A 14,002-nucleotide genomic window follows, 5' to 3' on the forward strand; every position below is an offset into this window, starting at 1 on the left:
ACGACGAGGAGGCTCGATGCGTACCCAGGTCGCGATCATCGGCGGCGGCCCCGCCGGACTGCTGCTGTCCCACCTGCTGCACCTGCAGGGGATCGACTCGGTGGTCCTGGAGAGCCGGGACCGCGACTACGTGGAGCATCGGCAGCGGGCCGGGATGCTGGAGCAGGGCACGACCGACATCCTGCGCGAGAGCGGCGTCGGCGAGCGGCTCGACCGCGAGGGCCTCGTCCACCACGGGCTGGAGCTGCGGTTCGGCGGCGCGGGGCACCGCGTGCCGCTGACCGACCTGACCGGCCGGACGGTCACCGTCTACGCGCAGACCGAGATCGTCAAGGACCTCGTCGCGCGGCGGCTCGCGGACGGCGGCGACGTGCGCTTCGAGGCCGAGGCCGTGAGCCTGGACCCGTCCGCGCCGAGCGTCACGTTCCGCAGCGGCGGGGCGACGCACACCCTCGACTGCGACTACATCGCCGGCTGCGACGGGTTCCACGGCGTCAGCCGCCCGGCGGTGCCCGGCCTGCGGACGTTCGAGCGGGAGTACCCGTTCGCCTGGCTCGGCATCCTCGCCGACGTCCCGCCGTCCACCGAGGAGCTCATCTACGCCAACCACGACCGCGGCTTCGCGCTGCACAGCCTGCGCTCCCCGTACGTCAGCCGCCTGTACCTGCAGGTCTCGCCGGACGAGGACCTCGCGGAGTGGTCCGACGCCAGGATCTGGGACGAGCTGGCGACGCGGTTCGCCACCGACGACGGCTGGAAGCTCCACGAGGGGCCCATCACCGACAAGTCGGTCACGCCGATGCGCAGCTTCGTGGCCGAGCCGCTGCGCCACGACCGGCTGTTCCTCGCCGGGGACGCCGGGCACATCGTCCCCCCGACGGGGGCGAAGGGCCTCAACCTCGCCGTGTCCGACGTGATCATCCTGGCGCGGGCGCTCACCGAGCGGTACGCCTCGGGCTCGGAGACCCTGCTGGACGGCTACTCCGACCTGTGCCTGCGGCGGGTCTGGCGGGCCGAGCACTTCTCCTACTGGATGACGACGCTGCTGCACGTGGACCCGGCCGCGAGCGAGTTCGAGCGGCGCCTCCAGCGGTCCCACCTGGACTACGTGGCCTCGTCGGAGGCGGCCAAGGCGTCCCTGGCGGAGAACTACACCGGCCTTCCGATCTTCTAGGGGCCGCCCCGTCCCGGCGGTGCGGTGAGACGTACGTCACGCGATTTGGCAGCGTCTGAACTTTTACCGTCTGGGCAAGTTCGGTCTAGCGTGGACGATCACGGGTGAGATGTCCGCGTTTCACGACCGACTGGGGGTCCCGTTGGCCACGCCGCCGTACCGGCCGGGCCGGTTCTCGTTCCGCCGGCGTGTGCTCGTCGCCCTGCCGTGCACCGGGCTCCCGGCATGACGGCCGTCCTTCCGGCCGGCGCGGTGACGGCGCTAGGCGGCCGCGGCGCGCGGTGGCCTCCGGAACGGGCGGCGGTTCCCACCGCGGACGTCGAAGGTGAGAGGCTACGGAGTCCGCTCGCCGACTCCGGCGGGCGGCCGCCGGGCCGGAACCCGCCCCGGCCCGGAACCGGCCCGGCCGCCCACAGAAGGACACCGACGTGAGCCTCCTCGACCGCCCGTCCCGGCCGGCCGGCGCGCTCGCGCGGCTGCGCCGGCCCGCGCTCCGGCCCGCCGCCGCGGACCCGCCCGGCGGCGGGCGGCCCGGCGGGCGCCCGCACGCCGTCGGTGAGCTGCTGCTGATCACCGTGCTGTTCACGGTCTACAAGCTCGGCCGGCTGCTGGCGAACGGCCGGGTCGCGGAGGCGTTCGACAACGCCCATCGCGTGTGGCACCTGGAGCGCCTCGTCCTCCTGCCGAGCGAGACCGGCGTCCAGCACGGCCTGCTGCAGAGCCCGCTCCTCGTGCACGCGGCCAACTCCTACTACGCGTACGTGCACTTCCCGGCGGCGATCGCGTTCCTGCTGTGGATCTACCTGCGGCGGCCCCTGCACTACCGGTGGGTCCGCCGCGTCATGGTGGCCCTGACCGCCGTCGCGCTCGTCCTGCACCTGCTCGTGCCGCTCGCCCCGCCGCGGATGCTGCCCGCGACCGGGCTGATCGACACCGCGGCGCAGTTCGGCCCGGCCGTGTACGGACCGCCGCAGACCGACACGGTCGCCAACCAGTACGCGGCCATGCCGTCCCTGCACATCGGCTGGGCGGCGGTCATCGCGCTCGGGCTCATCGTCACGTCCCGGACACGGTGGCGCTGGCTGTGGCTGCTGCACCCGGCGGTGACGATCGCGGTCGTGGTCGGCACCGCCAACCACTACTGGCTGGACGGCATCGTGGTGCTCGTGCTGCTGGCCGCCGGCGTCCTCCTGCTGCGCCCGCCCGCCGCGGAGCCGGCCCCGCCCGGCTAGCCGGCCGGCTCGGCGCCCAGGGTCTCCAGCAGCTCGGTCACCGGCTCCAGCTTCTCGTACAGCAGCAGCACCGGCTCGCCCGGCTCGGCCAGGTCCAGCGCCGAGGTCAGCGCCCCCTTCAGGTCGCCCGCCGGGTGGTGGCGCACGTCCGGGCGCGCCTCCCGCAGCCCCTGGACGATCAGCCGGGTCATCTCGCCCGAGCGGCGGCCGCGCAGGTCCTCGTCCTCGTAGACGACGACGCGGCCGAACGTCCCGGCCAGGGCGCGCGCCGTCTCGCCGACGAGCTCGTCGGACCGGTCGCCCGGCAGCGTGACCGCGGCGACCCCGCCGGCGCCCCAGCGCCGCTCGACGAACGCGCCCATCGCCCCGACCGCCGCCGGGTTGTGCGCGTAGTCGACCAGGACGGGGTTGGCGCCGACCTGGTACACGCAGCCCCGGCCGGGGTTGCGGGTGTGCGGGTCGAACGAGCGCAGCGCGCGCGCCAGCACGTCCACCGGGACGCCGAGGGCGCGGGCGGCGGCGGACGCGGCCAGCGCGTTGGCGAGGACGTGCGCGGCGTGCCCGCCGAACGCGCCCGCCACCTCGCCCGCCGGCAGGATCCGGGTGCGGCGGTCGCCGCGCGCCTCGGTCAGCCAGCCGTCCGCCACGCAGTAGCCGAGGCCGCCGCCGCGCAGGTGCGCCGCGAGGGCGGGCGCGTCCGGCGACAGCGAGAAGAGGCGGAGCACCGGGTCGCGGCGCCGGACCGCGGGCCGCACCGCCAGGCTCGCCGACGCCTCGTCCTCGGCGTTCAGCACGAGGTGCCCGCCGCGCCGGATCTCCTCGGCGACCAGCGCCTTGATGTCGAGCAGGTCGTCCACCGACTCGGTGTCGTCCGTGCCGAGGTGGTCGCGGGTGACGTTGGTGACCACCGCGACGTCGGCGCGCTCGTAGCCGAGGCCGCGCCGGACGATGCCGCCCCGCGCGGTCTCCAGCACGGCCGCCTCCACCGACCGGTCGCCGAGCACCATCTCCGCGGACCGCGGCCCGGACGCGTCCGACAGGTGGACGAGCCGCCCGCCCACGTGCACGCCCTCGGTGCTGGTCATGCCGGTGCGCCGGCCGTCCAGCTCCAGCATGTGCGCGATCATCCGGACGGTCGTCGTCTTGCCGTTGGTGCCCGTCACCGACACGACCGGGACCCGGGACGGCGTGCCCGCCGGGTACATCAGGTCGAGGACGTCGCCGGCGACGTCGCGGCCCGCCCCCTCGTGCGGCGCCAGGTGCATGCGCAGCCCCGGCGCGGCGTTGACCTCCAGGATCCCGGCGGCGCCGCGCTCGGCGGGCGGCGGCGAGCCGATGTCGGGGAGCCGCAGGTCGATGCCGCACACGTCCATGCCGACGGCCGCCGCGGCCCGCACGCACATGGCGGCGAGGTCGGGGTGCACCTCTTCGGTCACGTCCCGGCTGGTGCCGCCCGTGGACAGGTTCGCGTTCCGGCGCAGCCACACCCGCTCCCCGCCGCCGGGCACCGAGCCGGGGCCGTGCCCCTGCCGGGCCAGCAGCGCCAGCTCGGTCGGGCCGAGCGCCAGCCGGGTCAGCGGCCGGTCGTGGCCCTCGCCGCGCGCCGGGTCGGCGTTGACCCGCTCCACCAGCGCCTCGACCGTCGCCTCCCCGTCGCCGGTGACGCACGCGGCGGTCAGCTCGGCCGCCGCCGAGACCCGGCCGCCGACCACGAGGACCCGGTAGTCCTTGCCCGGGATGTAGGACTCGACGAGCACCTCGCCCTCGTCGCCGGCCGCGGCGGCGTACGCGGCCACCACCTCGGGCGGCTCGGTCAGCTCGATGTGGACGTTCTCGCCCTGGTGCCCGGCGAGCGGCTTGACCACCACCGGCCCGCCGATGTCGCGCAGCGCCTCCAGGGCCTCCGCCGCCGACGCCGCGACCCGGCCCTCCGGGACGGGCAGGCCCGCGTCGGCGAGCACCCGGTGCGCGAGCCGCTTGTCGCCCGCGACCTCCATCCCGATCGCGGACGTGGCGTCCGTCATCGCCGCCCACACCGTCCGCCGGTACCGCCCGTACCCGAGCCGCAGCAGGTTGAGATCGCCGACGCGGCGGACCGGCACGCCCCGCTCCCGCGCCGCCCGCGCCAGCGCCGCCGTGCTCACCCCGAGGCGCTCGCCCTCGTGCGCGGCGGCCACCTCGGCGAGGTCGCCGGACGCGTCGGGCACCGCGCCGGCGAGCGCGCCGGCCACGATCCGCAGGGCGAGCGCGATCAGCCGCTCCACCACCGCGCTGCTCGCGGGCTCGTCCCGCGGGCACTCCAGGATCACGTCGTACTCGGCGGGGCCGCCCGCCCGGACGGTGCGCCCGAAGAACACCTCCCGGCCGATCAGCCCGGACAGCTCCAGCGTGACGTGCTCGGTGACATGGCCGAAATAGGTGCCGCGCGCCATCGCGTCCAGCAGCCCGCCGGGCCGGCCCGCCGAGCAGTGGTGCTCCGCCAGGCCCGGCAGCGCCGCCACCAGCCGCTCGGCGAAGCCGGGATGGTCGGTCGTCTCGTGCCCGGCCAGGCCCTGCAGGTCGAGGCGCGCGATCGCGACGGGACGGGACAGGTAGACGTTCGGGCCGCTCAGGCGGCGCACATGGTCGAGCCGCACGGTTCAGTCCTCCTCGTCCGGGCCGCGCATGTTGCCGATGGCCGGCAGCTTGTCGTTCATCTGGAACGTGCAGCCGGCCGGCAGCAGGTGCAGCGACACGTCGAACATCGCCATCGGCTCGTCGTCGGAGGCGGCGTAGGCGATGGTGGACTGCCCGGCGTCCACGACCGTGACCACGCCCGTCCCGACGACCTCGAACTGGCCGTCGCCCACCACGATCGCGGTGTCCTCGTCGATCCCCACGCCGAGCAGGCGGGTGTCCAGCGCTATGCCGCTCATCAGCCGCGGCAGCCGGCCGCGCTCGTTGAAATGCATGTCGATCAGCACGTTGTCGAGCAGCCCCAGCCCCGGGCCCACCTTCACGCTGGACGCGGCGACCTCGTGGCCGTGCCCGCCCAGGATCATCCAGTGGCCCATCGCGGTCGCGCCCGCGCTCGTCCCGGCGATGACCAGCCCCTCCTGGTCCAGCCGGCGTTTCAGCAGCTCGTTGGTCCTCGATCCGACCAGGGTCCGGATCCGCGACTGGTCGCCGCCGCTGAACAGCACGCCCGTCGCCGCCTCCAGCGCCCGCAGCGTCGCCGGGTCGTCGGCCGCGGCCCGGCCGAGCAGCCGCAGCTCCCGGACCGACGGCACGCCGAGCCGCCCGAAAACCGCCGTGTACTCCTCGGCGACCTCCTCGGGCACCTCCGTCGCCGTCGTCACGACCACGATCCGCGCGTCCTCGGCCCCGGACAGCTCGACGAACGTCTCCAGCGGGCCCGACCCGCAGGTCCGGTTCTCCGCCCCACCGATGATCAGCAGCCGGCCCTTGCGTCCGGCACTCCCATGTTTGTCCTTCACACCAGCGAACTACCCCTTGATCACCCCGGGTAGTCGCGCGATCGCGAGGAGCTGCCGGCCGGTCCGGTCCCGGCGCTGTGCCATGCTGTGCGGATGAGCGGCAGCCCCGTTCCCCCGGACGTCCCGGGCCGGCCACCGACCGGGCCGTCCGCCGCGCTCGCCGCCGCGTCCGAGCACTACCTGCGGGGCGAGCCGATCGACATGTCCGCGCTGGCCGCCGAGCTCGGCGTCGGCCGCGCGACCCTCTACCGGTGGGTCGGCAGCCGCGAGCAGCTCCTCGGCTGGGTCCTGGCGGAGATGACCGAGCGCACCTACGAGGTGGCGGTCAAGGGCGTGGGCGGCAGCGGCGCGGAGCGGATCCTCACCGTCCTGGAGCGCTTCATGCGCGCGGTCGTGAACGCGGCCCCGCTGAAGGCGTTCACCGAGCGCGAGCCGCGGCTGTTCATCCGGCTGGCCACCATGCCCGGCACCATCGAGGACCGCGCGACCGAGCTGCTGACCCGCGAGCTGCAGGCGGAGATCGACCGCGGCGCGCTGCGCCTCCCGCTGCCGACCCGGACGCTGGCGCAGGCGATCGTCCGGGTCGCCGACTCGTTCATGTACGCCCACTACCTGGGCGGGAACCGGCCGGAGATCGAGCAGGCCATGGAGGTCGTCGAGCTGCTGCTGCGCCCCTGCGGGCCCGGCGCGGGGGAATCTTCCGCCCCGGCCGGACGCTGAACATTGGACGAGTGATGACCGCTTTGTGGCATGCGCTCGCCATGAGAGGCTTAGTCATTGGACGCATCGTCGAAAGAGGGACGGCAGGGCCGTGAGTGACATCCCCCGCCGCGCGGTGACGCGCACCGCCAAGCTGGCGACCCTCCCGCTGGGCTTCGCCGGGCGCACCGCCCTCGGGTTCGGCAAGCGGACCCTCGGCCGCCCCGCCGAGGCCGTCGCGCTGGAGGTCCAGCGCCGCACCGCCGAGCAGCTGTTCGCCGTGCTCGGCGAGCTGAAGGGCGGCGCGATGAAGGTCGGCCAGCTGCTGTCGATCTTCGAGGCCGGGCTGCCCGAGGAGATCGCCGGGCCGTTCCGCGCCAGCCTCACCCGCCTCCAGGAGGCGGCGCCCCCGATGCCCGCCGCCACGACCCACCAGGTCCTCGCCGAGGGCCTCGGCGGCGACTGGCGCGGCCTCTTCGCCGAGTTCGACGACCGCCCGGCCGCGGCCGCGTCCATCGGGCAGGTCCACAAGGCCGTCTGGCACGACGGGCGCACCGTCGCGGTCAAGGTCCAGTACCCCGGCGCCGCGCAGGCCCTGATGAGCGACTTCAACCAGATCTCCCGGCTCAGCCGGCTGTTCACGCCGCTGTTCCCCGGCGTCGAGGTCAAGCCGGTCATCGCCGACCTCAAGCGCCGCCTGGAGAAGGAGCTCGACTACGTCGACGAGGCCCGCGCCCAGACCGCCTTCCACGACGCCTACGCCGGCGACCCCGACTTCGCCGTCCCCGCCGTCGTCGCCCAGTCCGGCAACGTGCTGGTCACCGAGTGGCTGGACGGCACCCCGCTCGCCAAGGTCATCGCCGAGGGCGGCCAGGAGGCCCGCGACCGGGCGGGGCTCCTGCTGTTCCGCTTCCTGCTGTCCGGCCCGGCCCGCTGCGAGATGATCCACATCGATCCGCACCCGGGCAACTTCCGCCTGCTGGACGACGGCCGCCTCGGCGTCCTGGACTTCGGCGGCGCCGCCCGCGTCCCCGCGGAACTCCAGTGGTCGATCGGCCGGCTGCTGCGCATCGGCACCCTCGGCGACCCCGACGAGATCGTCGACGCCCTCTGCGAGGAGGGCTTCCTCGTCCCCGAGGCCGAGGTCGACCCGGACGAGATCGCCGCCCTGGTCGCCCCGCACGCGGCCCCGTTCGCCGTGGAGCGCTTCCGCTACTCCCGCGAATGGCTCCGCGAGCAGACCGCCCGCGGCCTCGGCCTCGCCTCCGACATGCGGCCCGGCGCGCTCGCCCGCGCCTTCCGCCTCCCGCCGCAGTACCTCGCGGTCAGCCGCGCCCTGTCCGGCTGCGGCGGCGTCCTCTGCCAGCTGGAGACCGAGGGCCCCTTCCGCGCCGAGGCCGAACGCTGGCTCCCCGGCTTCGCCGACGACGACGGCCCCGAGGACCTCGACGACCAGGCGCAGGCCACCGCCTAGTACGGGGCCGGCGCCTGAGCGAGGGGCACCGCCTGGGCGAGGGGCACCGGCTAGTTCTGGAGGGCCGCGGCCTCCTCCTGCTCGACCCGGCGGTTCCACTCCCGCTTGCTCGACTGCCAGCCGTCCTCGTCGCGGCCCCGGCGCCAGTAGCCGGAGATGGACAGCTGCGCCATGGGCAGGCCGCGCTCGACGCGGAGATGGCGGCGGAGCACCTTGACGAAGTCCGCCTCGCCGTGGACGAAGGCGTGCACCTCGCCGTCCGGGAAGTCCAGCTTCCGGACGGCCTCGGCGACCAGGTCGCCGACCTGGCCGGCCCCGCGGTGCAGCCAGGTGATCTGCGCGCCGGCGGGCGCCCGGAGATTCTGCTCCTCCTCGGGACCCGCGACCTCGATGAAGACCCGGGCGGCGGCGCCGTCCGGGATGCGCTCCAGGGACGCGGCGATCGCGGGGAGGGCGCTCTCGTCGCCGGCCAGCAGGTGCCAGCCGGCGCCCGTGCTCGGCGCGTAGGCGCCGCCGGGGCCGTTGAAGTGGATCTCATCGCCCGGCCGGGCGCCGGCCGCCCAGGGGCCCGCGAGCCCCTTGTCGCCGTGGTGGACGAAGTCGATCGTCAGCTCGCGCGCCTCCGCGTCCCACGCCCGGACGGTGTAGGTGCGGGTGCCGGGCCACTGGTCGCGCGGCATCTCGGCGCGCACCCGCTCCATGTCGAACGGCTCGGGGTAGGCGACGCCCGGCCGCGGGAACAGCAGCTTCACGTAGTGGTCGGTGAACTCGCCCGCGCGGAACTGCGCGAGCCCGGCGCCGCCGAGGACCACGCGGATCATGTGCGGGGTGAGGCGCTCGGTGCGCAGCACCGTCCCCCGGTGGAGCGTGCGTCCCCTGCGGGCCGGTCCCGTCGCCATGCGGTCCTCCGATGATGCGGATCACAGTACTTAGGGGACCCTAACCTTCGGGGACGCCGGATTTGTTCCAGGCCCGGGGGATCCGCCGGTCAGCCGCGCGTCCGGGCGACCTCGGCGGCGACCGCCTCGAACGCGGCGTCGGTCTCCTCGCCGGCGAACAGGGTGGCGAGCGTCGACTTGACGATGACGACGCGGTGGCGGGGCGACGCCCAGATGAGCTGTCCGCCGAGCCCGTTGGCGGAGAACGCGCCGTCCGCGCCGAGCCACCACTGCAGGCCGTAGCCCTGGTTGAAGGGGGCGGACGGGCGCGTGGACTCGGCCACCCACGAGGCGGGGACGACCCGGCGCCCGTTCGCCTTCCCGCCGTTCAGGTAGAGCAGGCCGAACCGCGCGAAGTCGCGGTCGGTGGCGTAGTAGCAGCAGTAGCCCATGCTGTTGCCGTTGGAGTCGTTGCCGAGGTACGCCTTGGACGCCATCCCCGCCGGCCCCCAGATCTTCTTCTGGACGTAGGAGTGGTAGGGCGTCCCGGTCGCCTCGGCCACCACCCAGGAGAGCACGAACGAGTTCATGCTGGTGTACTCGAACCTCGTCCCGGGCTCCCAGCCGCGCCTCCGCTGCTTCGCCAGTTCGGTCAGCGGGTATCCGAGGCTGGCGGCGACGTGCACGAACGGGACGTCGCGGGTCTCCGTCCACTCGATGCCCGACGACATCCGCAGCAGGTCCCGCAGGGAGACGCCGTCGTATCCCGATCCCCTGAGCTCCGGGACGTACTTCGTGACCGGGTCGTCCATCGAGTCGATGAAGCCCTCGCCGAGGGCGATGCCGACCGCGGCCGAGGTGAACGACTTCGCCATCGACCAGGACTGGAACAGCGTGTCGCGGTCGGCGGTGACGTAGCGCTCGAGGACGATGTCGTTCCCGTCCAGGACGACGAAGCCCTGCGTCCCCGTCCGGGCGAGGTAGTCGTCGAGCGTGTGCTTCTGCCCTTCGTAGGTGTAGGTGACCGACAGCGGCCGGGGCGCCTCGCGCAGTTCCACCGGGTGCGACGAGGGGAGCAGCGGGTCGAAGCCGGCGGCGTTCCCGGTGACCGCGGTCGGCGGCGCGGTCGGCGGCGCGGGCGGCGGGGCCTCCGCCGGGGTCCGCGCCGGGGAGGCGGCGAGCGCCGGGGGAGCGGTGAGGGCGGCGGCGGTGGCGAGTGCGAGGGTGAGCGTCCAGCGTCGGCGGCGCATCGGACCTCCGTGGGGGGCGGGGCGGCCGGGGTTCCGCCCCGATGGTGAGCGCGCCTCCGGCGCTCGTCCATGGGCCCGGCGACGAAAATCCGCGGCCGGGCGTGCGGATGGGTGAACGGTCCGGCGGCCTGGGGCGGGTGACCCTCCGAACAGGGGCATCTGCGGTACGTTCGGGGAGCCCCCGCGACCCCCACAGCAGCCCGCGCCCGGAGGAACGATGTCCGTTCTCGCCCAGTTGCTCACCGCCGTCGCCGACGGCTCGGTGGAGATCGTCGACCTGACCGCGCCCCTCTCGGAGCGGACTCCGATCCTGCGGCTGCCGGAGCCGTTCGCCAACACCGTGCCGTTCCGGCTCAAGGAGATCAGCCGGTACGACGACCGCGGCCCCGCGTGGTACTGGAACGACATCGAGACCGGCGAGCACGTCGGCACGCACTTCGACGCGCCCGTGCACTGGGCCACCGGCCGCGACGGCGAGGACGTCTCGCAGGTCCCGCCCGGCCGGCTCCTCGCCCCGGCGGTGGTGCTGGACGCGTCCGAGCGCGCCGCCGGCGATCCCGACTTCCTGCTGGAGATCGACCACGTCCGGGCATGGGAGAACAGGCACGGCCCGCTCCCGGACGGCGGCTGGCTGCTCTACCGGACGGGCTGGGACGCCCGGTCCGGCGACCAGGAGAGCTTCCTCAACGCCGACGAGAACGGCCCCCACACGCCGGGGATCTCCGCCGAGTGCGCCCGGTGGCTCGCCGAGGAGACCCGCGTCATCGGCCTCGGCGTGGAGACCGTCGGCACCGACGCGGGCGGCGCGCACGCGTTCGACCCGCCGTTCCCCTGCCACTCCTACTTCCTCGGCGCCGGCAAGTACGGCCTCACCCAGCTGCAGAACCTGGAGCGGCTGCCGGTCCGCGGCGCCGTGCTGCTCGCCTCGCCGCTGCCGATCGTCGGCGGATCCGGCAGCCCCGCCCGCGTCCTCGCGCTGATCGAGCGATGAACGTCGCGGAGGCCGTGGGGGAGGCCCTCGCCCGGCTCGGCGCCGGCACCGTCTTCGGGGTCGTCGGCAGCGGCAACTTCCACGTCACGAACGCGATGATCGCCAACGGCGCCCGGTTCGTCGCCGCCCGGCACGAGGGCGGCGCCGCGACGATGGCGGACGCCTACGCGCGGGTGAGCGGCGGCCTCGGCGTCCTCACCGTCCACCAGGGGCCCGGCCTCACCAACGCCGTCACCGGCATCGCCGAGGCCGCCAAGAGCCGCACGCCGCTGCTGGTCGTCGCGGGCGAGGTGGCCGCCGCCGCGGTCCGCTCCAACTTCCGGATCGACCAGGCGGCGATCGCCGCGGCGGTCGGCGCCGTCCCCGAGCGGGTCCACTCGCCGCAGACCGCGCTCGACGACGTGGCGCGCGCCTGCAGGACCGCGGTCGCCGAGCGCCGCACGGTGCTGCTCGGGCTGCCGCTGGACGTGCAGGGCGCCGCGCTGCCGGACGAGGCCGAGCGCCGGTCCGCCGCGCCGCGGCGGGGCCGGTCCGAGATCCCGCCGCTGCCGGTGCCGCCGGCGGCGGCGGTCGCCCGGCTCGCCGACGCGCTGCAGGCGGCGCGGCGGCCAGTGTTCGTCGCCGGGCGGGGCGCCCGGCTGGCGGGCGCCCGCGAGCCGCTCGCCGAGCTGGCCGCCCGCTGCGGCGCGCTGCCCGCGACGTCGGCCGTCGCGCGCGGCCTGTTCGCCGGCGAACCGTTCGCCCTGGACGTCAGCGGCGGGTTCGCGACGCCGGCCGCCGCCGACCTGATCCGCCGCGCCGACCTGGTCGTCGGCTGGGGCTGCTCGCTGAACATGTGGACGACCCGGCACGGCGCGCTCGTCGGCCCGGACGCCAAGGTCGTGCAGGTCGACGTGGACGCCCGCGCGCTCGGCGCGCACCGCCCGGTCGACCTCGGCCTGATCGGCGACGCCGCCGAGACGGCGCGGGCCGTGCTCGCCGAACTGGCGGACCGCGGGCACCGGGCGACCGGCTACCGGACGCCCGAGGTGGCGGAGCGGCTCGCCCGCGAGGGCCGCTGGCAGGACGTCCCGTACGAGGAGCACCCGGCCGTGGAGGACGACCCCGGCGGTCCCCGCGTTGACCCGCGGACGCTGACGATCGCGCTCGACGCGATGCTGCCCCGCGAGCGCACGGTCGCCGTCGACTCGGGCAACTTCATGGGCTATCCCGCGATGTTCCTGGACGTCCCCGACGGCGACGGGCTCGTGTTCACCCAGGCGTTCCAGTCGGTGGGGCTCGGCCTCGCCACCGCGATCGGCGCCGCCGTGGCCCGCCCCGACCGGCTCACCGTGGCCGCGCTCGGCGACGGCGGCGCGCTGATGGCGGCCCCGGAGCTGGAGACCGCCGTCCGGCTCGGGCTGGGGCTGCTCGTGGTGGTCTACGACGACGAGGCGTACGGCGCGGAGGTGCACCACTTCGGGCCCGGCGGGCATCCGCTGGACACGGTGACGTTCCCGCCGGCGGACTTGGCCGCCGTCGGGCGCGGCTTCGGCTGCGCGGCGGCGACCGTCCGGCGCACCGGGGACCTGGCCGCGGTGGCCGACTGGCTGGCGGGCCCGCGGAACCGCCCGATGGTCGTGGACGCGAAGGTCACCAAGGGCCGGCCGGCCTGGTGGCTGGAGGAGGCGTTCCGCGGCCACTGACCGCGGATCCGGCCGTGTATCCGGATCTCTCCCGGGAAAGATCACGCAGTCGCGGACTGGTGGCCGGGGGTGCGATGGACGGCACAGGGGGCCGGCATTGTCGGCAACAACCCGTTGACCGCTCTTGTCAGGCGTGCTTGCGTTCGCGGCGGCTGTGCTTGCCTCACACACCCTGGAGGGGGAGCGATGACGCGACGGCCGTGGGCCCCGGAACTCGTCCGGGAGATGATCGCGGAGTTCGCCGGCACGATGATCCTGATCCTGTTCGGTGTCGGCGTCGTGGCGCAGGTCGTCGCGGGGAGCGGGCTCGGCGCGCCGGACAGCCTCGGCGGCCACGACGCCATCGCCTGGGCGTGGGGGTTCGGGGTCACGCTGGGCGTCTACACCGCCGCGCGGATCAGCGGCGGGCACATCAACCCCGCCGTGACCGTCGCGTTCGCCGCCTTCTGGGGCTTCCCGTGGCGCAAGGTGCTGCCGTACTGCTTCGCCCAGACGCTCGGTGCGTTCGCGGGCGCGCTGATCGTCCGGTGGAACTACACCGAGATCCTCAACAAGTTCGACCCCGGCCTGACGGCCAAGACGCAGTTCGTGTTCTCCACGATGCCCGGCAACGGCTCGCTGCCGATCCACACGTGGGGGGCGTTCCGCGACCAGGTCATCGGCACGGCGATCCTGCTGTTCCTCGTCCTCGCGCTCGTCGACCTGCGCAACGCGCCGCCGCTGGCGAACCTGGCCCCGCTCCTCATCGGGTTCATCGTCGTGGCCATCGGGATGGCGTTCGGCTCCGCCGCCGGGTACGCGATCAACCCTGCCCGCGACCTCGGTCCCCGGCTCGCCCAGTACCTCACCGGATACGAGACCGCATGGAGGGACCAGTACGGGGACCTGTACTTCTGGGTGCCCATCGCGGCGCCCCTGCTCGGCGGCCTGCTCGGCGCCGCCCTCTACGTCCTGCTCATCGGGCGTAACATCCCGGAGGACGAGGAAGTGACGGAGTCGCTCGAGCCGCCGTTGGACAAGGACGTTTCCTGACGGGGTCCCGCCCCCGCCGGCAGAAAGGGAGAGTCATGGCCGACTTCGTCGGAGCGCTCGACCAGGGCACGACCAGCACCCGCTTCATGATCTTCGACCACGGCGGCAACG

Annotated in this window: 11 protein-coding genes; 7 read left to right on the forward strand and 4 right to left on the reverse strand. The window is 74.7% G+C overall.

Going from position 1 to position 14,002, the window contains the following annotated elements:
- Positions 1–16 precede the first annotated feature (16 nt).
- On the forward strand, positions 17–1,174 hold the full coding sequence (locus ACIWVC_RS15070; RefSeq protein WP_396446215.1) for a 4-hydroxybenzoate 3-monooxygenase: 1,158 nt from the start codon (positions 17–19) through the stop codon (positions 1,172–1,174).
- Positions 1,175–1,602: 428 nt separating this feature from the next.
- Entirely contained in the window at positions 1,603–2,406 is an 804-nt protein-coding gene (locus ACIWVC_RS15075; protein ID WP_396446213.1) for a phosphatase PAP2 family protein, read from the forward strand.
- Here the strand turns inward: ACIWVC_RS15075 and cphA are convergent.
- Complete coding sequence (gene cphA / locus ACIWVC_RS15080; protein WP_396446212.1) at positions 2,403–5,042, reverse strand: cyanophycin synthetase; 2,640 nt, start codon at positions 5,040–5,042, stop codon at positions 2,403–2,405. The two genes, ACIWVC_RS15075 and cphA, sit on opposite strands and share 4 nt — an antisense overlap.
- Before the next feature lie 3 nt (positions 5,043–5,045).
- Positions 5,046–5,882: a cyanophycinase gene (locus ACIWVC_RS15085; protein ID WP_396446211.1), complete on the reverse strand. Its 837-nt coding sequence runs from the start codon at positions 5,880–5,882 to the stop codon at positions 5,046–5,048.
- 93 nt (positions 5,883–5,975) lie between these two features.
- On the opposite strand from ACIWVC_RS15085, the gene ACIWVC_RS15090 reads away from it, so the two are divergent.
- Both ACIWVC_RS15090 and ACIWVC_RS15095 read left to right on the forward strand, forming a co-directional pair.
- Entirely contained in the window at positions 5,976–6,602 is a 627-nt protein-coding gene (locus ACIWVC_RS15090; protein ID WP_396446210.1) for a QsdR family transcriptional regulator, read from the forward strand.
- Positions 6,603–6,693: 91 nt separating this feature from the next.
- Positions 6,694–8,055, forward strand: coding sequence for an ABC1 kinase family protein (locus ACIWVC_RS15095; RefSeq protein WP_396446209.1), 1,362 nt, complete (start codon positions 6,694–6,696; stop codon positions 8,053–8,055).
- Positions 8,056–8,105: 50 nt separating this feature from the next.
- On the opposite strand, the gene ACIWVC_RS15100 is transcribed toward ACIWVC_RS15095, so the two are convergent.
- Both ACIWVC_RS15100 and ACIWVC_RS15105 read right to left on the reverse strand, forming a co-directional pair.
- Positions 8,106–8,954 carry a siderophore-interacting protein gene (locus ACIWVC_RS15100; RefSeq protein ID WP_396446208.1) on the reverse strand — a complete coding sequence of 283 codons (849 nt, stop codon included), beginning with the start codon at positions 8,952–8,954 and terminating at the stop codon, positions 8,106–8,108.
- Between the two features lie 89 nt (positions 8,955–9,043).
- Positions 9,044–10,183 (reverse strand): serine hydrolase domain-containing protein, encoded by a 1,140-nt coding sequence (locus ACIWVC_RS15105; RefSeq protein WP_396446207.1) that lies wholly within the window; start codon positions 10,181–10,183, stop codon positions 9,044–9,046.
- A 217-nt stretch (positions 10,184–10,400) separates the two neighbouring features.
- Here ACIWVC_RS15105 and ACIWVC_RS15110 point away from each other — a divergent pair, with 217 nt between their 5' ends.
- The 3 genes from ACIWVC_RS15110 to ACIWVC_RS15120 all read left to right on the forward strand — a co-directional run bounded on the left by ACIWVC_RS15110 (position 10,401) and on the right by ACIWVC_RS15120 (position 13,891).
- Positions 10,401–11,174: a cyclase family protein gene (locus ACIWVC_RS15110; protein WP_396446206.1), complete on the forward strand. Its 774-nt coding sequence runs from the start codon at positions 10,401–10,403 to the stop codon at positions 11,172–11,174.
- Complete coding sequence (locus ACIWVC_RS15115) at positions 11,171–12,859, forward strand: thiamine pyrophosphate-binding protein (RefSeq protein ID WP_396454242.1); 1,689 nt, start codon at positions 11,171–11,173, stop codon at positions 12,857–12,859. The genes ACIWVC_RS15110 and ACIWVC_RS15115 overlap by 4 nt, the downstream gene beginning before the upstream one ends.
- 186 nt (positions 12,860–13,045) lie before the next feature.
- Positions 13,046–13,891 (forward strand): MIP/aquaporin family protein, encoded by an 846-nt coding sequence (locus tag ACIWVC_RS15120; protein ID WP_396446204.1) that lies wholly within the window; start codon positions 13,046–13,048, stop codon positions 13,889–13,891.
- Positions 13,892–14,002 lie beyond the last annotated feature (111 nt).

Source organism: Actinomadura sp. (genome assembly GCF_044508335.1).
GTDB lineage: Bacteria > Actinomycetota > Actinomycetes > Streptosporangiales > Streptosporangiaceae > Spirillospora.